Genomic DNA, 21,542 nt, shown 5'->3' on the forward strand with positions numbered 1-21,542 from the left:
GGTCACAGTCCCAACCGGGTCAAGGCGTTGGCCCACGCGTCGGTGCAGTGCCGGGGGGACTCGCCCTTGGCCTGCGCGGCGGCGAACAGCCGGGCCACGTGGGTGTCGATCAGGCAACCGCACCGGCCGTGCGCGGCCAGCACGGCGAGGAACGTGCGATAGACGGTCGCGTGTACCGCACTGGACGCCTCGGTGATCCGCTGCTCAGCCATCGCAACGCCCCGATCCAGGTAAGCGGGCGTGCGGTGGGGGCACTCCCCGTTCGCGACCGGCGCGGACACGGCGGCGGCGCGCGGGGTGGCCCGGGTCGTGGAGGGTTCCTTGACGACCAGGGCGCGCACGGCGTCGGGCAGGGCGGTCATGGTGCCGGTGCCGGGTCCGAGCCACCGGGCGTAGGACATCGTGGACTTGATGTCGACGCCGTCGCGGACCGCGTTAGCGGACTGCATCGCACCCCGGTAGATCCAGTGCTCGCCCCGCGTCGTCGCAACCGTGCGGGTCGCGGGGAGTGCCTGCCGGGCCCAGGCGGCGGCGTCGGCGTGGTCCAGGTCCACGACGGTCAGCCTGACACCGCCGGGGTGGTAGGCCACCGCCGCGGCTTCGCGCCATGCCCTCTTCCACTCCCGTGCTCGGAGAACGGTGGGGTCGGTGGTTGCGGCGGCCCACGCGTGGCACGGCGCGTGGCACAGGCAGGGGCCGGGGGTCTTCATGTTCGGCCGGCCACCACAGGCGTTGTCCCGGCAGGGCGGGCAGTTCCCGAACGGGACCTTCCCCGCCCGCAGCGGCAAGACGGGCACGCCTCGGCTCGCCAGATCCAGGGCAGCGGTGAGTGGATGAATGGACGCGGCTTGGGTCATGCTGGGTGTCTCCAGTTCTCTTCGAGGGACTGGCTGGCGAGGGCGGCCCGTGACTTTGGCGAGACGGGGGCCGCCCTTTCACCTGCGACCAGAGGGAAATGGGTCGGCAGGTTGTCAGTGGGGGCGGTTATCGTCGCGGCATGACGACGAGTTTTGATCTTTCGCCGGGCGTGCTTACGAGCCGCGAGGAGATCGCCGCGATCTACGGGTGTGGCACGTTCCAGGGGATCGAACCGGCCGACGATGCCGGCAAAGTGTTCGTGTACTCCGACCCATCTGCGGGCGAGGAGTACGGCTACACCTTTGACGGCCGTGCGGAGGACGACGAGTTCGGGCCGCTGTACCTGTACACCGGTGCCGGCGCGAACGGGCCTCAGAAGCCGTCTGGCCGCAACGGGTCACTGCTGACTGCTGCCGAGAAGAATCGTGAGATTCACCTGTTCGTCGCGGACGGCAAGATGCCCGACAGTGCGGCCATGCGGCAGCGGTACATCGGCCAGATGGTGGTGGACCCCGTAAAGGCATACGACGTGCGCCGCGGTCCCGGCAAGGACAAGGTCATGCGGGATGCGCTGGTGTTCCGGTTCCGGCCGGCGCCGGGTACGACGCCGGCGTGGACGGAGGCTGACTGGCAGCAGCCCGCCACCGCATCCGGCTACGAGATCACCAACCCGGTGACCGAGTTGCCGGAGCCGGTTGAACTGCCCGCGCAGAGCGGTGCGAAGGTCAAGAAGACCGAGCAGCACAACACCGCGGAAACGGTCGCGGACATCCCCGCCGGGAAGCGCAAGGTGCTTCGCCGTGAGGGTGAGTTGGTCAAGGCGTTCGTGGCCCACTTGACGGCCGCGGGGCACAAGAGCCACAGTTTCCAGTTCACCATCGAGGGGGAGCCGGGCGCGTTGACCCCTGATCTGTATGACGCGACGGATCACGTGCTGTTCGAGGCCAAGGGGCTGACGAGCCGGGCCAACGTCCGTATGGCGATCGGGCAGCTTGCCGACTACCGCCGTCACGTCCCCGGTAATGAGGGGTTGCGTGTCGCTGTTTTGTTGCCGAGCGCGCCCACTACGGACGTGCAGGCCCTCCTTGCCGAGCAGGGTGTGGCGCTGGTTTACCGGACCGCGAACGGATTCGCCGGCTGGCCGCTCGCCTCCGAAGAGGCGTGAGCGGGTTCAGCGGCTGCGTTTTCGGTAGGCGCGTTGCCGGCAGGCCGGCGAGCAGTAACGCGCGGGGCGCCCCGTAGCAGCTGCCGCGATCGGCTCGCGGCACTCTGAGCAGCGTCTACGGCTTTGAGCGCTCCCCGTTCCGTCACGGGTTTCATCACAAGGCGCGAAAAGCGGAGGGGCGTTGTGGGTCGTGACTTCCCACAGCGCCCGTGCCACGTTCTCGGTGCCGAGAGCGCATCGCGGCCGGCTCGGGCTGTTCCAACCGCCCCGAGCGGGGAGATCGGCGACCTTGCGCCACCCCGCGGCTTTCAGGCTGGCTCCGCTCTCCCCGTTTTGGGTGTAGGTGATGGCGCGCCGGTATCCAGCAGCGCGGGCGGTGCGCCATGCAGCTGCGTAGAGGGCGGAGCAGGCGTTGGGGGTGCCGTCTGTCGCCACGCGGGTGACCTCAACGGTCAGTCCGTTGTCGAGGTGACGGTTGACGGGACGTCCCACGATCGCGACGCCAACCAAGCGGCCCTCCTGGGTGTGGACACCAAGGGAGAATTGGTGTCCCTGCGGCGGGGCGTGGTGGCGGTGGTGTTCTGCGACGTAGGCGCACGCTGCCTTCCACCTCATGGGCTGTATGTGCAGCCTCTGCGCGTTGGGCGGGGCTGTCACGGCACCCCCTCAGCCGCCGAAGTGGTTGCGCTTGATCACGGCTTTGCGGATGTTGACTGTGGTCCCGCCGTTGCTGCGTCCGGTGCCGAGGACCTGTACGGCGATCCATCCGCCGAAGATGACCGCGGCCAGGATGATGAGCTGGGTGATGAACGCGGTCAGGGCGGTGATGAAGGCGGTGAGCATGAGGAGTCCGCCGCACACGGCGAGGAACCCGACGCCGCCGAGGGCGACGTTCACCGCGGCTCGCGATACGGGCGGCTTGGCCGCGAGCGGTGCCGGCTGCGCGGGGGCGATGGCGTAGCCGGTGACGACACGGCCGTCCGTGAGGACGATGCTCGCCACGGTCGGGACGCTGCCCGGCTGCATCGGCACGAGCGGCGCCGCGGTCACGGGGGCGAGGGGCGTGGGCTGGTGGACTTCCACGGCCCGCTGTGCGTGCGGCTGGTGGGTGTGGTCGGGGTACATGCGGAATCCCTTCCGGGGGTGGGGCAGGGAGGCGTGGGCACCCCCTGCCCGGGGTGCTGTGGAGGGTGTTTGGGGGGTCTGACCTGCGGGCCTCCCTGACTCCCTGAGCGATCATTTGTGCAGCTCAGGGCCAGGGAGGCGGGTCAGGGAGGTGTTCAGGGAGTTCTCCCTCCCTCCCTGACCCTGGGGTGGTCGCTTCCCTGCCGTCAGGCAGCGGAACCGGAACCGGAACCGGTCTCGTCGCGGTTGGCGAGGGCGCGGGCGAGGCGGTCGCGGCCGACGACCATGACGCCGTCGGACTTGTAGGCGAGGTCCGGGCCGTCCGGTGCTGCGTCGTCCAGGACGCGCTTGAGGTCGATGAATGACCAGGCGCCGTAGGCGTCTTCGCTGAGCATCGCGAGGCGAGCGAGGACGTCTTTGGTGCGCACCCGGGGGGCGTCGCCGATGACTGAGGCGATGTCGGCGAGTGTGTCGCGGTCCTCGCCCCGGTCGATGACGTGCAGGGTGGTGACGCCGTCGCGCAGTGCCTTGGCCCGCTCCGCGATGTCCTTGGCGTCGTCGGTGCTGATGTAGTGCGTGCGTACGGTGATGGATGCCTGGCCGGCGGGGATGGCGATGCCGTCGGAGGCGACGACCAGCGTGCCCTTGTCCAGGCCGGGGCGCAGCAGGTTGGGGGCGGCGCCGCCGTCGACGGCCTTGTCCCCGAGGGCCATGCGGGCCTGGGACTCGGTGCCCAGCGCGAGGGAGGCGCGGGTGTGGGCGCCCTCGCGGACCAGTTTGGGAAGGTTCTGGTCGGTGGGGTCCTGGGTGCCCTGCCACATCAGGACGTTGACTGCCCGGCCCTGGTTGTGGATCCTGCGGACGCCCATGAAGTACCGGGAGGTGGCCTTGGATCCGCCGTAGGGCCGCTTGTCGTCTCCGACGGCCGGGCACATGAACGCCATCTGTGCTTCGTCCACGATGACGACCAGCAGCGGGAACACGGTGCCGGGCGGCGCCTGGAGACGACGGTTCATCTCCTCCACGGCGTCTTCGACCATCTCGGTGACCTGGATGACGTGTTCGTCGGTCGGTCCCTGGATGAGCCGGGCGGCGAGACCGTCGAACATGTCCCAGTCGCCCACACCTTTGAGGTCGCCCATCCAGAACTCGACGGACCGGTCAAGGGCCAGCCACAGGGCGAGCGCCCGCAGCGCGGCAGTCTTGCCCTGGTTCGACAGGCCGGTGATCAGAAGGTGGCGCTGGTAGAGGCTCAGGCTCGCCGCGTCGCCGCGCAGATCCTGCCCCCACGGGGCCCGTCCCTTGATGTAGTCGGCGGTCATCGACTCGTCGGTGACCAGCGGAGAGGGGCCGATGGGCTCGTCCAGGGCGCCGGAGTCGGCGACCCACAGGCGCACGGTGCGGGCGGCGGTGGGGATGGTGATGAACACCTCGTGCTCGTGTCGGCTCAGGTTCTCGGCGAGCTTCCTGCGCTTGCTCTGGACCTCGTTGGTCGACACCCCGGAGGGCAGGGTGACGTCGACTTCGACGCCGCATCCGGCGATGCGGATGGGTCCGAGCATGGATGCGCCGGCGTCGCCCATCTCCTTGATGGCCCGGCCCAGGGCCGGGACTCCGAGGTCGCGCAGGGCCTTGACCACGATTGAGGGGGTGATGGGCTCGCCCTCGCCGTTGCGGATGTTGGCGGGCAGGGCCCATGCGGGGGCGGCGTGCTGCTTGCGGCCGACCGACCACAGGGCCAGTAGCGCGAGCAGCGGGCCGATCGTGAGCGCCGGGCCCCACACCACCTGCACGATCCGGATCAGCAGGGCGATGAAGTCGACCGTCGCGGACAGGGGCGTGATCACGTCCCCGACCGATCCGGTGTTGATGGCCATCACGACGCCCAGGGCGATGAGCAGGCCGATGCTCATCCCGGTGCCGACAGCGGCGCCCTTGGCGACGTCGACGGGTGAGGTGAGCAGGTCCATGCGGCGGCGGTGCCGGGCGTCGCGGAAGTGCTGCAACCGCTCTTCCCACTCGGTGGCCAGCTCATGGTTTCCCGCGGCTTCCGCCGCGCGAAGCATCCGCTCGTAGCGGGCACCGGTACGGCCGTCCCAGGTACGGCGGGCCACGATCCGCCCGCCGTTGAACGTGTAGAGACCGTGCCGGACGACCGCCCGCGCCGTCGAACGGGTCGACTCGTGCGTGAGGGCCGTCTTGACCGCGCGCCCCGAGCGCACCCACAGCGGTACGGGCTGCGGGGCCGGCGGGGCGTCAACGACGGTGAGCATCGTGACAGGCGCCGGATCGTCCGCTGGGGGGTCGGTGTTCTTGTGGAGCTGTACGACGTTCTCGGACATGCTGGAAGTGCTCCTGACTGCCCCAACGGGGCGGGAGTGAGAGAGAGCCGGGGTGGCCGCGATTCCTTGGCCGGGCGCGGCCACCCCGGGGCGCGCTGAACTGGTGAGGGTGTGGTCAGGCGGCGCGGGCGGCGGTGGCGCCGGGCACGATGTGGTCGGCGAGGTACTCGTTGCTGTACGCCTCGCCCTCGTGCTCGCGAAGCAGCCGCTCGTACTGCCGGGCCTGCCGGCCGGTCTGGCGCTGGATACCGAGTTCGGCACGCAGTTGCCGGACGTGGTGCTCGGTGACGTCCCTGCGGCTGAACTGCACGGCGTGGACCAGCTCGTGCACGACCGTCACGGCGAACGCGCCCGGTGTCGCGTGCTTGTCCGCCCGGATCACGATCAGTGCCGATCCGTCCGGGCAGGGCAGGGCGACCGCGAGGATGTCGCGGGCGGCCTGCCGGGCGTTGCTGGTGGCTCGGTGCTGGGAGCGGCGGTCGTCCGCGCCGGCAAGAGCGAGGTCGGCGGCAACCATCAGGTCGACCATGCCGCGCTCGGTGGTCAGGACGACGTCGACGTCCGGCATGGTCCCCCTGACCTGCCGGTCGACCAGGCGTACGGCCTTGTCGGTGATGCCCTTGGCGGTGCGGAGGGTGGAGCGGTGGCCGGACAGCTTGTGTGTGCTGAGGGTGAGCTTCACGGAGTCTCCGAATCGGGATAGGCGCACGTGACGCACATGCCGAGCGAGCGCGGGATGCAGTACCCCGTGTCCGTGTGGCATTCCGGGCAGGTGCGGCGGGCGAGCATCGCCTTGGCGAGCGCCGCCGCACGGCCCGGGGTCATGGGCCGTACGGGCTTGGCGAGGTCGCGGTGGTAGAGGTAGGCGACACGGAGCGTCGGGGGCTGGCCGGTGCGGCGGCGGCGGTTGGAGAACCACAGAAGTTGCGCGGCGGCCGGCTGGCCCCCGGGCCGCAGGCCGTCGGCCCGGAGCTGGCGGCGCGTCGCGTAGCCGTCCGGGGCCATACGGAAAGGGAATGTCGGGAGGCCGTACAGGTCGCCGTCCGGGTCGAAGAACCGGGCCGACATCAGGCCGCCCGCCCCAGGTCAGGGGCGGTGGTGCGGGCGCCACGCCGGCCGGAGCGGCGGCCGGTCAGGGTGGCGAAGAGCATGCCGAGACCGGCCCGCCGGACACCCGCCCGCGCCTGTTTGGCCGCGTACATCGCCTCATCCGCCCGGCGCAGCAGACCCGACAGGTCCTCGCCCGGAAAGTCCGCCACGCGGGCCCAGCCGAGGGAGACCGTGGTGTGCACCGCCGGGTCCAGGCCGGCGGCCGGCCGGGCGAGGACCCCGTGAAGGACGGTCAGCAGGTCGGCGACCGTGTTGTGTTTGTCGATGACCACTGCGGCGAATTCGTCACCGCCCAGCCGTCCGGCGACCCCGGTAGGGCCGACGTAGTGTGCGAGCCGGTCCGCCGTTGCTTTGAGCAGCGCGTCCCCGGCGGCGTGGCCGAAGGTGTCGTTGATCTGCTTGAAGCGGTCCACGTCCGCGAGCAGCACCACCGCCCGCTCATCTTTGAGCAGGGTGGTGGCGCGGCGGGTGAAGCCGTCCCTGGTGCGCAGCCCGGTGAGCGGGTCGCGGCGGGCAGTACTCAACCGGCGGCGCAGTACGTACAGGTGGGCGGACCATCCGGCCGCGAGCGGCCCGGCGGTGGCCAGCACGGTCAGAACGGCGCTCATACCGTCACCGCCTCACGCGTTTCGGCGCGCTCGGCCCGCAGTGCGTCGCGCAGTGTGCGGGCGTTGGCGGACGACGTCCGGACGGCCTTGCGGACCGCTTCGGCCGTCAGGTCCGCGTCCGGCCAGTCAGCCGTAGCCGACCGCGCCTCGGTGAGGAGTTGATCTGGGGTGCGGGTCGGTCGGGGTGTGCGGGCCGACTCAGGTACCGGACCCGTCGACCGACGCGGACGCGACTCGACAGCGTCGACGGCCGTTACCGGCGCCGTCTCGGTCGGCTCGACTTCCGGCACCGACTCGACAGCGGCGGGGGCGGGGAGCGCCGCCACCTTGGCAGGCGTTGCGGGGGTCGACTCCCGCAGGTCAGACCCCAACCGATTTGCGATGACCTGCGGCGATACATCCTGATCTGTGATCGGGGCCGGTCGGTGGTGCAACACCTTCGCCACGAGGTCGGAACCGAAGTAGATCGACCCGACCGGGAGCGACGTGGCGAGCAGGACCAGCGCCCAGTTGGCGGGGTTCCAGTCGGCCAACTGTCCCCAGTCGACCGCCCGACTGTGCAGGCCGGGGACGAGACCGTGCACGTAGTTCAGGACCAGCGAGGCGACCGTGTAGGCGGCCAGCACCCGCAGCGCGAACCGGCGATCGTCCCCCACCAGAACCAGCGCGGCGACCAGCGCTAGGGCCATCAGGCCGTCCACTACGAACGGGTACAGGGTGGCCCCGGTCGCGTCCGCGCCGATCGCACGGGCCACGTCCCGCAACGCGTTCCACGACACCCGAAACGCCATCCCGACCACACCGACCAGGGCGAGGACAAGCAGGGTCTTGGCGGTGCGGTTCATGCCAGCCCACCCCCGATCGCGATCACAGCGGCCAGGATCAGCAGCACGCCGGCCGCGCAGGTCAGATCGACCGCGCGGGACAGGCGACGGAACTTGGCCACGGCGATACGGGAGAGATTCGCGATGTCCGCACCGCGCCGGTCTTCCGCCAGCGCGGTACGGATCTCCTCAGCGGTAAGCCGGGCCCAGTAGGGGAAGCCCGCCACGGCCGCGCCGGACATGTTCGGTCGCACCGCCCGCAGCAGCAGACCCGCCGCAACCAGCAACAGGCCCACACCCAAGCCACCGACGACCAGCGCGGCGACCGGCAGGGGTGCGTCCTTGGCGACCGTCCACACCCCGGCCAGCAGGGCGCCGATGAACGCCAGCAGCAACGACGTCTTGGTGTCGGTGCGGGCGATCTCCGCTTTCACCTCGGCGTGCGCGGCGGTCAGCCTCTTGTCCAGGTCGGTGCTCACGCGGCACCCCCGGACGTACTCATCGTGGTGCCCCGGTTCGAGAGCTCCCGGCGGGCGGCCAGCACGCGGCGGCGGGCCCGGCGGACCCGGCGGGTGTCCAGCTCGTTGGCCGGACGGTCCAGGGTCATGATCTGCGCGTCGAGGAGTTCCACCTCCGCCCGGATGAGCGGCATCTCGATCTCGATCGCGTCCAGCTCGGCGGCCGTCGGCTCGCCGTCGTACGAGGCGGCCGTAACGACCGTCTGATCAGTACCGATGTAAGGCATGAGTCGGGTTCTCCCTGGTAGGTGACACGGCTCGAACAGCGGCCCCGGTGTCTCACCACCGGGGCCGCGCGCCGTTGTTTGGTTGGAGTGCCCCGGGCGGGAGTCGAACCCGCCGGCCCGTGAGGGTCACCATCGGGGGTGACTGCTACTTCTTCTTGCGGTCGTGCTCTTCCTTCGTGATGCGGGCGAAGTCGCCGAACGCGGCATCCGCGCTGGCCTTCCACTTCTTCGCGCTGTCGTCCATGCCCCACTTCTTCGCGCGGGCCGCGCACTTGAGGTCATCGGCCTGCTGGGTAAGCGCGGCCTGAGCGTCGGTGTGGCGTCGTCGTCCGAGCATGGGGTTTCTCCTCAATCGGGTGGTGCGACGGTGGGGTGGTCAGGCGTAGAGGTGCGCGGCGCCGGCGGTGCGTAGTGCGGTGTGTGCCTGGCGGGCCCGCAGTCCCGCCGCGTCCAGCTCTTGGGCCGGCACGTCTCCGAGCGCGAAAGCCGCGTCCACCGCTTCCTGCGCGAGAGCGAGCAGGGCGGGGTGGTCCGTGGCCATGTGGAGCGTGTCCATGGCCCCGGTCACACCCGACCGGGCCGCGTACCGCACCTGCCGCGCCTCGGCCGTCTCGGGCTCACCTTCCCGGCGGGCCACGATCTTCAAGTACTGCTGTTCGCGGTGGCGGACCAGCGCGGCCAGCAGCGCCGGGACCGCTTCGGCCAACGCCTGACGCCGCCGCTCGACCACCGCGTCCCGCGCGGTACGGGAGGTGGTCCGGTGCTGCATGAACCCGGCAACCAGCGTCCCGGCCAGCGTCCCGAGAATCGCAAGGATCGTTCCTGTCATGACTACCTTTCCTGCGGTATCGGTGCAGGTCCGGAGATGTTCCGGCTCCCCTCAACCCCGCCCGTACGGCATCGCACGCAGCGACCCGGACGGGCGGAGGAGGCAACCGGCCCCGCGCTATCCACGGGGATCACGGGTGGGAAGTGGTGACCGATGTCGCGTGGTCACCGACGCAATGGGGCGTGGTCACCTGTGCCGGTCCAGCGGCAGATGACGCCCCACTACTTCGTTGGAACATGGACAACCCCCTCATCTCGGGCGGACATGGACGATGTGTCTCCTTCGGGAACACGAGCTCCCGTTTCAGGCAGAGACATGACCTTTCGGTCTCGATGCCCTCCGGTTGACCAGGGGTCCGGGTCCCTCGGCCCGATCTATCCCGGGCCCCTTGCTGTGCAGTTCGAAGCAGCCCAAAGAAGGCCCCTTCTCGATGTCTCCGCTTCGTTCGCGGTGACATGCTCAACATAGACAACCTGCTTAGGCAGGTCAAGAGAGCTGGGTGACCCGTGCATGTTGGGCATGTGGCTTAGGATGGGTGGATGAGCCTTGACCCGGATGACCCGCGCCCGCCGTATCAGCAGGTCAGCAGCTCTCTGCGAGCTGCGATCCTTACGAAGAAAGAAGGGTTCGCCCCCGGCGACAAACTTCCCTCCGGCCCTGAGCTGGCCCGGCGCTACACCGTGGCGCGCGGCACCGTGGACAAGGCTCTAGAGCTACTGCGGAGTGAGGGCCTGATCATCACTCGCCAGGGGAGCGGGTCATTCGTGCGGGAGCGTACGGAGCGCCCGGTAGGGCTCCGGCCCCACATCGAGGCGGCGTTTGCCGAGCCGCAAGTGACTCTCGACTTCGCCGGTTTCTCCAGCGAAACCCTGTACAACGCCATGCAGGAACCGCTAGACAAGATCCGATCGGGTCGGCTCACCCCGGAATCCATCACGGTTCGCCTGCTTCTGCCCGACACAACCGTGCCCATGGCAGTTCCCGTTCTGGTCGACGGACTACAGGATGAAGTCGCGCTACGTGATCGGGCGCGGAACATCGCCCTGACGAATGCCGGCGGTATCAAACACTCTGTGGAAGTGCTCGCAGAGTACGGACTGGTGAAGTCAGTCAGCGTTGAGGTGCGCGTTCACAAGGCGTCCAGCCTGTTCAAGCTGTACATCCTGAACCGGCGGGAAGCGTTTTTCGGGTTCTACCCGCTGCGTGAACGGTCCCTCTCCGTCGAAGGCGAGCCGCGTACGTTCTTCGACGTCACCGGCAAGGACACGACGCTCTTTCACCACTCTGCTGGACCGGATGACGCGTCGTTGGGATCGCTCTACATTCAGCAGGCTCAGCTCTGGTTCGACAGTGTGTGGAACACCATTTCCTATGAGCGGCAGCCATGAACACGAACTCCCTCGCAGACGTGCTTCGACCCGTCAAGCACGTTCTCCTCGACTTCGATGGCCCGGTCTGTTCGGTCTTCGCCGGCCTGCCCGCGCCCGACGTCGCGCGCCAGCTGTACGGCGCGCTCCTTCCCGTCCTCACCGTGGATGCCCCCGCGGATTGGGCGGCGGAGACAGACCCGCTCGCGCTGCTGCGGCACGTTGCCGACATGCGTCCGGACTTGGCGGCCACGGCGGACGAGACGCTGACGCGATTGGAGGTGGAGGCGGTTGCCCTCGCTGAGCGGACCGTTGGCGGGGAAGCCGTCATTCGCGCCTGTGCCGAATCGGGCCGCTCCGTCTGGATCATTAGCAACAACTCGGGTGACGCGATCCGCGCCTATCTCGATGATCACGGGCTCAGCGGCGACATCGCGGGGGTGTTCGGACGAGTGCCGGGCGACCCGACTTCCATGAAACCCAACCCGCGCTTGCTACTCGATGCCCTGTCCGCCGCGTCTACCGCGCCCGCGTCGTGCGTCTTTGTCGGGGACGCGGCGCGCGACGTGCAGGCCGGGCGCGCCGTGGAGGTGGCCACCATCGGCTACGCCAACAAGCCTGGAAAGGAAGCCAAGTTGGTGGCGGCGGGCGCCGTGGCGGTGACCGACTCGATGGACGCCATCGCGGACGCTCTCAGGTGATCCGTCAGGGGCCTGTGGCCATCCTGCGGCCAAGATCGGCGCGCCAGCGTGGAGGTGAGTGGCATTTGGGCAGGTCGGGGCTGCTTTCGGAGCGGCTAAGCGGCTGGTCTTAAAAACCGTCGTAGAAGCGATGTCACCGTGGGTTCAAATCCCACACCCACCGTGCAGGTCAGCGTAGATGCTGGTCAGAAGGGGTGGCCCCCAATGAGGGGCACCCCTTCTACTTTCCCCCTGTCTCACTCCGCCGCCGCCGGTTCCTAGTGTTGACCAGGGCGTCTGGCCAACCTTTGGCCAGAATCGACCAGGGTCAAGGCGGGGGTTACTCCTCTTCGGCCGGCCACGGGCGCGCGGCCCGCGCCGCGTTGCGTCTCCAAGTCCTCGCCCTTGTGGCGGACTTCGGGTTCGCTCTAGGCGCGGCGATTCTGCGGTCGGTGCTGCCGTCGTTGTTCGTGCACATGGTGACGCGGCCCTGGTAGACGGGTTCGGCAGTATCCCGGCGGTGTGCGAGCCGCAGTGGACCACGCAGACGGCGCTGACGCGCTCGCCGGGGTGAGTTTCAGTCCGTATTTCCACAAAGAGTCGAAAAAGGAATCCGGCGTCCAGTACGATCGAACCGATCGCACTCTGTAGTCATTCTGGGGGTATTCTGTGAGTGAGCCACTGCCGTTGCGTAAGGCCATTGAGCGAATTCACAATGGAACTATGCGCGTGCCTGGATTCCAACGAAGCTACATTTGGGAGCCGACCAGTGCTGCCCTCCTCATGGATAGCATTTATAAAGGATTTCCATTTGGGTCGGTACTTCTCTGGCGTACGAGAACCGCTCTGAAGACAGAGAAGGAGTTGGGTGGCTTTGAACTCCGCCCCCCGGAGAAGGACTATCCGGTAGATTACGTGCTCGACGGGCAGCAGCGACTAACTTCTATTTTCTCTACTTTTCAGACCGAGTTGACACCGAAGCAGGAGAACCCCGAAGTTTGGCTTCCAGTTTACTATGACTTTAAGGCTGAGGGGGATGCTCAGGGCACGCGCTTTGTGGCCCTGCAAGAGTCAGAGATCATGCAGGCCCCTGACCGCTACTTCCCGCTCAACTGTTTCTTTGACCCAGTGGCTTTTTCTTCGGCTACTAAGCCTCTAACTGTCGATCGCAATGTCGAAATCGTGAAGGTTCAGGAGAGGTTTAAAGAAGCTCTGATTCCAGTTGAAACGTTCGAATCCGAGGATAGGACAAGTGTTGCCATTGTCTTCGAGCGCGTAAACCGGATGGGCGTCGAACTGACGATGTTTGAACTCCTTACCGCTTGGACCTGGAGTGAAGATTTTGATTTGCAAGAGAAATTCCTTGCTCTGGCAGAGACGTTCGAGAACTTCGGATTCGGTAGTATTGGAACTGATAATGATCTAATGCTCCGCTGCTGCTCCGCGATTTTGCAGGGTGACCCTGCACCTGAATCGCTTGTAAATATCAACGGAAGCGATGTGCGGGTATCGTTCGAGATCGTTGAAAAGGCGCTAGGGCTAGCTATCGATTTCGTGCGAACGAATCTGGGGATCCGGCATCTCAAATTCATGCCCTACTCGGCTCAGTTGATTCCGCTCGCGACTTTCTTCTCGGTGCGTCAGTCGCAACCGATCACGAATGATGAGCGGACCGTGCTCCTCCGCTGGTTCTGGCGTAGTTCGTTTGGCCATCGCTATAGCGGGAACCCCGGGCGAAATATCAAGCGTGACGTGGAGGCGGCTCTTGAGCTGAGAAACGGCACCAGCACGATCCTTGAAGATATCCCTGTTGATGTCAATGAACGCTTCTTCACTGGAAATCAATTCAATAGTCGGACGGTAGCGACTAAAACCATGATCCTCCTATTGGCGAGTCTCAAGCCCAAGTCATTCTTGTCCGGCCAAGGCGTCGAATTGGATAAGGTGCTCGCCGAGCCAAATCGGCACGAATATCACCATTGTTTTCCGCGATCGCACCTCAGGAAACTTTCTAATCCTCCGGCCGAGAAAGTCGCGAATTGCCTCGCCAACTTCGCGATCATTTCACGGGCGGAGAATAGAAAGATTAGCGACTGTGCGCCGTCAGTTTATCGTGCCGATATGCCTGCCGATATTGAGGCAATCCAAAACGGTGCACTGCTGCCCGATTCCCTGTTCAGGGACGATTTCTCTGCTTTTCTCGAAGAGCGAACGGATCTTTTGGTGCAGGCTGCAAAGAAGTTGTGCGGTTCCCGAGCCTGATACTCCATCTACGAGATTGACTCTGCTGGAGAATCTAATTCGAGGTGAGGGCCCCTGGACGTCAAGATAGTTGAACTTTCCGCACGGGTGTCGCCGCGTGCCAGATCGAGAAGGCTGCCAAAGGGCGAAGGGCACGCGGGGCGCAGGTAATGGCGAACCGGCTAGGTGCTGCCGTAGGGCCGCTGACGAGCTAAAGGTCGGCCGATGTCGGCGGTTCGGCCTGATGGTGTTCGGGGCGGAGGGGCGTGGTCTCAATTGCGGTCTCAATCACATCCCCTTCCGTGGTGGTCCATCGACGTCCGCAAGGTGTGGCAGGTTCTCTGAACAGGTGCGGGAGCCGTGCGGCGGATGCCAGCGGACGTCACCGGATCAAGATCGGACAACTTGTAATGCGTAGGTCGTCGGTTCGAATCCGACAGGGGGCTCAGCGAAAACCCCAGGTCACCTAGCTTGTGACCTGGGGTTTTGTGCTCTCCGGGATCAGATCGCGGCGGCTGGATGCCTCTTCCGGAGCCTCATGATCGCTTCAGTCCTTGGTCAGGGCACGGATCGTCGGCGTCCGGTAGAGGTCGCGCAAGGGCAGGGACGGGAGGCCGCGGGCACGGAGGGCCGCGCTCACGCGCACCGCGAAGAGGGAGTTGCCACCCAGCTCGAAGAAGTCGTCGTCCAGGCCGACGGGGGTGCCCAGGACGGTCGCCCAGATGTCCCGGAGAGCTTCGGCGAGTCCGGCGACCGTGTCGGCCTCGGCCGGCCGGGAAGCCGGGGACCGGGCCGGGGCCGGGAGGCGGGCGGCGTCGAGTTTGCCGTTCGTCGTCAGGGGGAGCGTACGGAGGGCTGTGACCGTGGCGGGGACCATGTGCTCGGGCAGGATGCCGGCGGCGCGCTTGCGGATCCCCGGGGTGTCCGCGCCGGTTCCGCCGTCGGCCGGTACGACGTAGGCGTCCAGCCGGGCGGCGGCGGGATCGGCCGGGTCGTCCCGGCGGACCACGACGGCCGCCGCCTGGACGTCCCGGTCCTCCAGGAGTACGGAGCGGATCTCGTCGAGCTCGATCCGGAAGCCGCGGATCTTCACCTGGCTGTCGATGCGGCCGAGGTGTTCGAGCCTCCCGTCGGGCAGCAGCCGGCCGAGGTCGCCGCTGCGGTACATCCGTCCGCCGGTGTACGGGTCGGCCACGAACCGCTGGGCGGTCAGTTCGGGCTGGTTGAGATAGCCGAGGGCCACTCCGGCGCCGCCCACGCAAATCTCGCCGCTCACCCCGGGGGGCACCAGCCGGCCGCGCGAGTCGGTCACGTACAGATGCCAGCCGGGCAGGGCGGCGCCCACGGAGCGCGACCCCGCCAGGGCGAGTTCGCGGGTCATGGTCTGGGCGGTGACGTGCACGGTCGTCTCGGTGATGCCGAACATGTTCACCATGCGGCACACCTTTTCGGGGTGCCGGTCGAACCAGGGCGGCAGCATCCGGCTGTCCAGCGGCTCGCCGCCGAACACCACCAAGCGGACGCCGAGTTCGCCGTGATCGACCTGGAGCAGCTGCGAGAAGGCGGTCGGGGTCTGGCTGAGGACCGTGACCCGCTCGGCGACCAGCAGATCGCGGAACTCGCCGGGGTCACGCGAGACGAAGTACGGCACCACCACCAGCCGTCCCCCCGTCAGCAGGCAGCCCCAGACTTCCCACACCGAGAAGTCGAAGGCTCCGGAGTGGAACAGCGTCCATACGTCGTCGCTCCCCAGCCGGTAGTCGCCGCGGGTGGCCTCGACGAGGGAGACGACGTTGCGGTGCGGGACGACCACCCCCTTGGGACGCCCGGTGGAACCCGAGGTGTAGATGACGTACGCCGGATCGTCCGGGGTGGTCGCCGGGTGAGCCGCCTCGGTCGCGGGCGTCCGCGAGGCGCCGCGCGCCGCCGCTGACAGCTCGTCGGGGGTCAGCGTGGTCGTGCGCCCACCGCGCGGGAACTCGGACAGCCGGGTGACGACCACACCCAGCCCCGCGTCCGCCGCCGTGTAGGTGAGACGGTCGGCGGGATAGGCCGGGTCGGACGGTACGTACGCCGCACCCGCCTTGAGCACACCGAGCATGGTGACGACCAGCTCCGCCGTCCGCTCCAGACAGACGCCCACCCGGTCGCCGTCCCGGACCCCGTGTGCCCGCAGGCCGGCCGCGAGAAGGGAGGACCGGTCGTCCAGCTCGCGGTAGGTGAGCCGTACGTCTCCCTCACACACCGCCACGGCGTCGGGCGTCACGGACGCGGTCCGCCGGAATGCCTCGGGCAGCGTGATCCGCTCGTCCGGGCAGGTGGCGGAGGGGCGCCCGAGCCGCGCGACTCTGTCCCGCTCCGGGGCGTCCAGCAGTTCCACGTCGGCGACCGGAGTCCGCGACGCGCGCGTCGACTGCCCGTACACGTGGGCCAGATGCCGGGCGAACTGTTCGACGGCCTCGGGGGAGAAGTGGCTGCGCCGGTACGAGCACCACAGGCGCGAGCCTCCGTCCGGCAGCGGGGAGACCGCGACCGTCAGTGGGAACAGCGGGGCGAGGCAGGGCAGATACTCGTCGCCGAGCGGCCCGAGGCCGTCGCCGCCCCGCCGGATACCGTCGCCGGGCGTTCGCCCGGGGCCGGGGTCCGTCCCGTCGATCAGCCCGGCCGTGACGGGACCGTCCACCCGGGCCGGCGAGGCCTCGCGCAGATCCGCGAGGGTGGCGGTCGGCTCCGCCGCGATCTCCAGCGCACCGGAGCGGTCGGTCGCGACGACCACGCTCCCCGTCGCGCCATGGCCCTCGTAGCGGCTCAGAGTGAGGGCGAGCGCGGCCAGTAGGCCGGCCGTGTCCGTGCTGCCGTCGTCCGCCAGGTCGAGGTGGTGCGTACCGTGCGGGACAGAGCCCGGCTCCCCCTGGCCCCACTCCGGCGCGGGGCCCTCGGCCCACGTCCCGGCACGCCCCGCGGCGGGCGGTGGGCACAGCGAGGGGGGCCGCGTCCCGGTCAGTACGGCGATCAGGTGCCGCAGTCCGTGCCGGTCCAGCCGGCTCCGGTCCGCCACGATCACCAGGTCCGCCTCGCCGTCGGCGTACCGCAGGAGGACACACCGTACTCCGGCCGACGGCCGGTTCAGCTCGGCCGCGCGGCGGCGCAGGGCGAGCGGCTCCGCCGCCCCGGCCGGTATGTCGTCCACCCACAGCCGCCAGGGCCCCGCGGCGGTCAGCCGGGCGCCGAGCGCCCGCTCGGGTACCGGTGGAGCGGTCAGCCGGACGCGGACCGCATGGCATTGTGCACCCAGCACGGGTGTCCTCCCTGTCTGTTCGGCCTCGCTCGTCCGGCCTCGCTCATTCGCCTCGTCATTTCGGCTGTCGGTGCGACGGCCCTTCAGCGGGCGGTGAATCCGCCGTCGACGGTCAGCACCGACCCGGTCACCTGCCGGGAGTCGTCCGAGACCAGGTAGACCACGGCGGAGGCGACGTCCTCCGGCTCGATCAGCGCGTTCATCGGCTGTGCCTCGACGAACGTCCGCTCGTGCTCGCTCACCGGTACGTCGAGCGCCCGGGCGATCTCGGTGAGCATCCGGCCCTCCGCGGCCGAGTCGTCGCGTACCGATCCGGGACAGACCGCGTTGACCCGGACCTTCGTGGGCGCGTAGTCGAGCGCGGCGGCCTTCGTCAGCCCGACCAGGCCGTGCTTGGCCGCCACATACCCGGCGAAGTGCCGATATCCGACCAGCCCCGCCGTGGAGGCGACGTTGACGATGCTGCCCGAGCGGCGCTCGCTCATCGCCTTGCCGACCGTACGGATCACCCGCCAGGCCCCGGACAGGTCGACATCGATCATCAGCGACCACTCGTCCTCGCTGATCTCGTGCGCCGGCTTGCCCGAAGGCGCCGCGATCCCGGCGTTGTTGACGACGCCGTCGATCCGGCCGAACCGGCCCTCGGCCAGCGCGAGCGCCGATTCCACCGAGCGCAGATCCCGTACGTCGCACTCCGCCGTGAGCACCGCGGCGCCCGCCTTGCGGCACAGCGTCGCGGTGTGCTCCAGCTGGCCCGCCGTACCGAGCGGATACGGCACGCCGGGCAGGTCGCCGCAGAGATCGAGCAGTACCAGGTCGGCGCCCTCGGCGGCGCACGCCACCGAGGTGGCGCGGCCGAGGCCGCGGGCCGCCCCGGTGACCACGACGACCTTCCCCTTCAGGCGCACGGCCCGCCCGCCGTTCGGCCGACGTCGCCCGAGATGACGTCCAGCAGCGCCTGAGCGGAATCGGCGAGATACATGTGACCGCCGGCCAGTTCGACGGACCGGAAGTCCCCGCCCGCGACCTTCGACCAGGCGGCGGCCTCGTCGCGGGTGACCAGCTCGTCGTCGGCACCGCGCACGGAGGTGATGGGGGCGGGCAGCGGCAGGTCCGTACGCGGCACGTAGTTTTCGTGCATCTCGACGTCCGCCCGCAGGGCCGGGAGGATCAGCTCACGCATCTCGGGGTCTTCGAGCGCCTCGTGCGTGTAGCCGGCGAACTCGTTCACGCGCGCGAGGAACGCGTCGTCCGGCAGCCCGGTGGCGCGGCGGGCCCGCGGCTCCGAGGGCTGCGGGGAGCCGCTGACGAACAGCCGGACCAGCGCGAAGCCCGGTTCGGCGACCAGCCGGTGCGCCAGCTCGTAGGCGAGTACGGCGCCGAGGCTGTGGCCGAACAGCGCGATCCTGTGGGGCTCTTGCGAGGTGCCGAGGGAGTCACGGAGATCGGCCAGCAGGCCGTCGGCGGCGGTATGGGCGTCGGTGTACGGGTCCTCGTCGATCCGCCGCTCCCGGCCCGGGAGCTGCAGCGGGAGCAGGGTCAGACCGTCGCCGGTGAGCCGCTGCCACGGGCGGTAGAAGGAGGCCCCCGCACCGGCGAAGGGCAGGCAGACCAGGGTGGTGCTGACGGTCATCTCAGTGCTCCAGTTCGTCGGCTGCCAGCCGGGCCTCGTACCGCACGGGCAGCGACTTCAGGCCACGACTGGTGGAGTTGTCGAAGACCCATTCGAGCTGGTCGTGCGGGACCGCCAGGGCCAGTCCGGGCAGCCTGCGCAGCAGGGTGGGGAAGGCCACCTGCCCCTCGACGCGGGACAGCGGGGCGCCCACGCAGAAGTGCGCGCCCTGGCCGAAAGCCAGATGGCGGTTGGTGCCACGGGTGATGTCGAGCTGGTCGGGGTTCTCGAACGCCTCCGGGTCGCGGTTCGCGGAGTCCATCAGGATATGGACGAACCCCTCCTTGGGAATGGGACAGCCCGCGAGCTCCATCTCCTCGGTGGCGACCCGCAGGGTGCCGCGGTAGACCGGCGGTTCGAAGCGCAGGAACTCCTCGACGGCCGACTCGGCCAGCTCCGGCTTCGAGCGCAGCAGTTCGAGCTGGCCGGGCTGGCCGAACAGGGCCTGCATCCCGTTGCCGATGAGGTTGGCCGTCGTCTTGTGGCCGGCGATGATCAGCAGGACCAGCGTCGAGACGAGTTCGTCGTCGGTGAAGACGTCCTCCTCGTCGGCGGCCCGCAGCAGGATGCTGACCAGGTCGTCGCCGAGCCCGGAGCGGCGACGCCGCTCCAGCAGGTCGACCAGGTAGCGCTCGATGCTGTCGCTCGCCCACTTCAGCTTGTTGTTCGACTCCTCGTCCGGGAAGGGCGCGCCGCTGAGCCAGTTGCCCCAGGCGTGCAGCTCCGGACGGTCGTCGATCGGGACGCCGAGGAACTCGCAGATGACACGCATCGGCAGGGAGAAGGCGAACTCCATCAGGTCGACCTCGCCCGACTCGGGGAAGGCGTCGATGAGTTCGTCGGTTATCTCCTGGATGCGGGGCCGCAGCAGTGCCATGCGGCGCGGTACGAAGGCCCTGCTGACCAGCCTGCGCAGCCGGGTGTGCTCCGGCGGATCCGCGGTGATCATGTTGCGTATGAGGACCGGGCTGCTGTCCTTGAGGAGGTCCCGGAACCAGCCCGGCGCGTTGTCGACCCGCTTGGACAGGCGCGGATCGCTGAAGCCCTTGAGCGCGGTCTCGTAGTCGGCGACGACGTACGCGTCGCCGCCCGGCGGGTAGTCGATGGCGTGGACGGGGCAGCCGGACGTGCGCAGCCTCGCGTTCGCGGCGTGGGTGGCGCCTGCCTCGGGCGCCGTGAAGAACTCCGGCGGAAGGCGGTCGGCGCCGCTCGCGCCGTCGGCCCTGGCGGTCTCGCCCGATGTCTCGGCTGTCATCACGTCTCCCTGTGGGTGGGCTCCGCTGCAGGGGTCGCCGTGGTGTCGGCGTACTCCTCCGGCGGGGCGAGCTTGCGGATGAGGGGGCTGAGGGTGGGCAGCGCGGCGAGGCCGGAGGCGATGGCCATGGCCGTGAACACCCACGTGGGGCCGGCCAGGTCGAAGAGGGCACCGATCCCGAACACACCGACCGGCGCGGCGACCATGGACATGAACATCACCGCGCCGAGTACGCGGCCCTGCATCTTGTCGGGCGCCATGGCGGCCAGGTAGGCGAGGAACAGCGCGCTGGTGACCGGGCCACGCAGGAACACACAGGCGACGATGATGCCGAGCGGGATCAGGCCGGAGACGTTCGCCAGCAGGACGGCGGCGACGGGCCCGATCCAGGCGGCGGCCAGGAACAGCACCGGCGGACGCACCCGCTTGATGATCGGGCCCGCCAGCAGGGAACCGACGAGCCCCCCGACCCCGGCGATCGACAGCAGCATGCCGGTGAAGGCCGGCGAGGCGCCCCGGCTCTCGGCGGTGGCGATCAGCGCGAGAAAGACACCGGTGTGGGTGAACGCCATGTTCGAGCCCATGATCCACACGATCAGGAGGCGCAGGACGGGCTGCCGGGCCAGGAACCTGAAGCCCTGGGCCGCGTTGCGCTTCTCTCCCGGTGCGGCTCTCTCCACCGTGAGGGGTTTGCGGATGAACAGCAGCAGGACCGTCGAGATCAGGAAGGCCACCGCCGCGCTCAGGAACGGGAACGCGCGGGCGACCACGAACAGGGACCCGCCGGCGGGCGGGCCGCCCATGGTCGCCGCGAAGTACCGCACCTGATTCTGCGCCGTCGCCTGGGTGAGCTGCGACGGTGGCACCAACTGCTTGATGACCGCGAGGCCCGTCGGGGTCGAGACGCCCAGGCAGACCGCCGAACCGATGGCGATGCCGAAGATGACGAACGGATTGACGTTCCCGGTCGAGATGAGCAGGGCGAACAACCCGAGCAGGAGGACACGGGCCACGTTGCAGACGATGAGCAGCATCCGCCGGTCGACCCGGTCGGCGAGGGTGCCGCCGGGGATCGACATGACACTCGCCGTGATCAGCTGCGCCGATCCCACCGCGCCGGCGTAGAGCGCTGAGCCGGTGGTCGCGAGGATCAGCAGCGGATAGGCGACCTCCGCGGTCTCCTTGGCGAGCGCGGCGAACGCCTCGCTGGTCCACAGCGCCTGGAAGTTCCCGTTGCGCAGCAGCGAGGTCTCCGCTGTGGCCGGGCCGGCCTCCCGGCCCGCGTCCGCCGTCGCCACGGCTCCCGGGTCGCGGGCCGGCTCCGCCGTCGTCGCGCCCCCCGGGTCTGCCGTCGTCAGGGCTCCCGGGTCACGGGTGGTGCCCCCGCCCGGCGGCTTGTCAGCCATCGTCATCCTCTCCTTGT

Annotated in this window: 21 protein-coding genes; 4 read left to right on the forward strand and 17 right to left on the reverse strand. The window is 68.8% G+C overall.

From position 1 onward, the window contains the following. Positions 1-2: 2 nt before the first annotated feature. Positions 3-857, reverse strand: a complete 855-nt coding sequence (locus ACIBAE_RS15160; RefSeq protein WP_399285181.1) for a bifunctional DNA primase/polymerase — start codon at positions 855-857, stop codon at positions 3-5. Positions 858-997: 140 nt separating this feature from the next. Between ACIBAE_RS15160 and ACIBAE_RS15165 the strand changes: the two genes are divergently transcribed. Further along, positions 998-2,023, forward strand: a complete 1,026-nt coding sequence (locus tag ACIBAE_RS15165) for a hypothetical protein (RefSeq protein ID WP_399285183.1) — start codon at positions 998-1,000, stop codon at positions 2,021-2,023. 6 nt (positions 2,024-2,029) lie between these two features. Here the strand turns inward: ACIBAE_RS15165 and ACIBAE_RS15170 are convergent, their stop codons facing one another. From ACIBAE_RS15170 to ACIBAE_RS15220, 11 genes are all read right to left on the reverse strand, one after another. After that, positions 2,030-2,638, reverse strand: a complete 609-nt coding sequence (locus ACIBAE_RS15170; protein WP_399285184.1) for an XF1762 family protein — start codon at positions 2,636-2,638, stop codon at positions 2,030-2,032. A 51-nt stretch (positions 2,639-2,689) separates the two neighbouring features. Then, entirely contained in the window at positions 2,690-3,148 is a 459-nt protein-coding gene (locus ACIBAE_RS15175) for a hypothetical protein (protein WP_399285186.1), read from the reverse strand. 206 nt (positions 3,149-3,354) lie between these two features. Beyond that, the gene (locus tag ACIBAE_RS15180) at positions 3,355-5,490 is read right to left on the reverse strand and encodes an ATP-binding protein (protein ID WP_399285188.1); all 2,136 of its coding nucleotides are present in this window, start codon (positions 5,488-5,490) and stop codon (positions 3,355-3,357) included. A 115-nt stretch (positions 5,491-5,605) separates the two neighbouring features. Further along, positions 5,606-6,172 (reverse strand): hypothetical protein, encoded by a 567-nt coding sequence (locus ACIBAE_RS15185; RefSeq protein ID WP_399285190.1) that lies wholly within the window; start codon positions 6,170-6,172, stop codon positions 5,606-5,608. Then, a complete protein-coding gene (locus ACIBAE_RS15190; protein WP_399285192.1) occupies positions 6,169-6,558 on the reverse strand; it encodes an RRQRL motif-containing zinc-binding protein in 390 nt (129 codons plus the stop codon). The genes ACIBAE_RS15185 and ACIBAE_RS15190 overlap by 4 nt, the downstream gene beginning before the upstream one ends. Continuing rightward, a complete protein-coding gene (locus tag ACIBAE_RS15195) occupies positions 6,558-7,208 on the reverse strand; it encodes a GGDEF domain-containing protein (protein ID WP_399285194.1) in 651 nt (216 codons plus the stop codon). Before ACIBAE_RS15195 ends, ACIBAE_RS15190 begins: the two co-directional genes overlap by 1 nt. After that, complete coding sequence (locus tag ACIBAE_RS15200; protein WP_399285196.1) at positions 7,205-8,053, reverse strand: DUF2637 domain-containing protein; 849 nt, start codon at positions 8,051-8,053, stop codon at positions 7,205-7,207. Before ACIBAE_RS15200 ends, ACIBAE_RS15195 begins: the two co-directional genes overlap by 4 nt. After that, the gene (locus ACIBAE_RS15205; RefSeq protein ID WP_399285199.1) at positions 8,050-8,511 is read right to left on the reverse strand and encodes a Pycsar system effector family protein; all 462 of its coding nucleotides are present in this window, start codon (positions 8,509-8,511) and stop codon (positions 8,050-8,052) included. The genes ACIBAE_RS15200 and ACIBAE_RS15205 overlap by 4 nt, the downstream gene beginning before the upstream one ends. Further along, complete coding sequence (locus ACIBAE_RS15210) at positions 8,508-8,777, reverse strand: DUF6284 family protein (protein ID WP_399285201.1); 270 nt, start codon at positions 8,775-8,777, stop codon at positions 8,508-8,510. Before ACIBAE_RS15210 ends, ACIBAE_RS15205 begins: the two co-directional genes overlap by 4 nt. Positions 8,778-8,922: 145 nt before the next feature. Next, positions 8,923-9,114 carry a hypothetical protein gene (locus ACIBAE_RS15215; protein WP_399285203.1) on the reverse strand — a complete coding sequence of 64 codons (192 nt, stop codon included), beginning with the start codon at positions 9,112-9,114 and terminating at the stop codon, positions 8,923-8,925. Positions 9,115-9,153: 39 nt separating this feature from the next. Beyond that, positions 9,154-9,606 (reverse strand): protein kilB, encoded by a 453-nt coding sequence (locus tag ACIBAE_RS15220; protein ID WP_399285205.1) that lies wholly within the window; start codon positions 9,604-9,606, stop codon positions 9,154-9,156. A gap of 539 nt (positions 9,607-10,145) precedes the next feature. On the opposite strand from ACIBAE_RS15220, the gene ACIBAE_RS15225 reads away from it, so the two are divergent. The 3 genes from ACIBAE_RS15225 (at position 10,146) to ACIBAE_RS15235 (ending at position 13,915) form a co-directional block, all read left to right on the forward strand. Beyond that, positions 10,146-10,994, forward strand: a complete 849-nt coding sequence (locus ACIBAE_RS15225; RefSeq protein ID WP_399285207.1) for a GntR family transcriptional regulator — start codon at positions 10,146-10,148, stop codon at positions 10,992-10,994. Then, on the forward strand, positions 10,991-11,674 hold the full coding sequence (locus ACIBAE_RS15230; RefSeq protein WP_399285209.1) for an HAD family hydrolase: 684 nt from the start codon (positions 10,991-10,993) through the stop codon (positions 11,672-11,674). Before ACIBAE_RS15225 ends, ACIBAE_RS15230 begins: the two co-directional genes overlap by 4 nt. A 648-nt stretch (positions 11,675-12,322) precedes the next feature. Continuing rightward, positions 12,323-13,915: a DUF262 domain-containing protein gene (locus ACIBAE_RS15235; protein WP_399285211.1), complete on the forward strand. Its 1,593-nt coding sequence runs from the start codon at positions 12,323-12,325 to the stop codon at positions 13,913-13,915. Between the two features lie 526 nt (positions 13,916-14,441). Here the strand turns inward: ACIBAE_RS15235 and ACIBAE_RS15240 are convergent. The 5 genes from ACIBAE_RS15240 to ACIBAE_RS15260 all read right to left on the reverse strand — a co-directional run bounded on the left by ACIBAE_RS15240 (position 14,442) and on the right by ACIBAE_RS15260 (position 21,525). Next, entirely contained in the window at positions 14,442-17,192 is a 2,751-nt protein-coding gene (locus tag ACIBAE_RS15240) for an amino acid adenylation domain-containing protein (protein WP_399285213.1), read from the reverse strand. Between the two features lie 83 nt (positions 17,193-17,275). Then, positions 17,276-18,100 carry an SDR family oxidoreductase gene (locus ACIBAE_RS15245; protein ID WP_399285214.1) on the reverse strand — a complete coding sequence of 275 codons (825 nt, stop codon included), beginning with the start codon at positions 18,098-18,100 and terminating at the stop codon, positions 17,276-17,278. Beyond that, entirely contained in the window at positions 18,091-18,825 is a 735-nt protein-coding gene (locus tag ACIBAE_RS15250) for a thioesterase II family protein (RefSeq protein WP_399285216.1), read from the reverse strand. Before ACIBAE_RS15250 ends, ACIBAE_RS15245 begins: the two co-directional genes overlap by 10 nt. A 1-nt stretch (position 18,826) precedes the next feature. Next, a complete protein-coding gene (locus ACIBAE_RS15255) occupies positions 18,827-20,119 on the reverse strand; it encodes a cytochrome P450 (RefSeq protein ID WP_399285218.1) in 1,293 nt (430 codons plus the stop codon). Next, positions 20,119-21,525, reverse strand: coding sequence for an MFS transporter (locus ACIBAE_RS15260; protein WP_399285220.1), 1,407 nt, complete (start codon positions 21,523-21,525; stop codon positions 20,119-20,121). The genes ACIBAE_RS15255 and ACIBAE_RS15260 overlap by 1 nt, the downstream gene beginning before the upstream one ends. Between the last annotated feature and the right edge of the window lie 17 nt (positions 21,526-21,542).

Origin of the sequence: Streptomyces sp. NPDC051569 (assembly GCF_044454085.1) — a bacterium.
Taxonomy (GTDB): domain Bacteria; phylum Actinomycetota; class Actinomycetes; order Streptomycetales; family Streptomycetaceae; genus Streptomyces.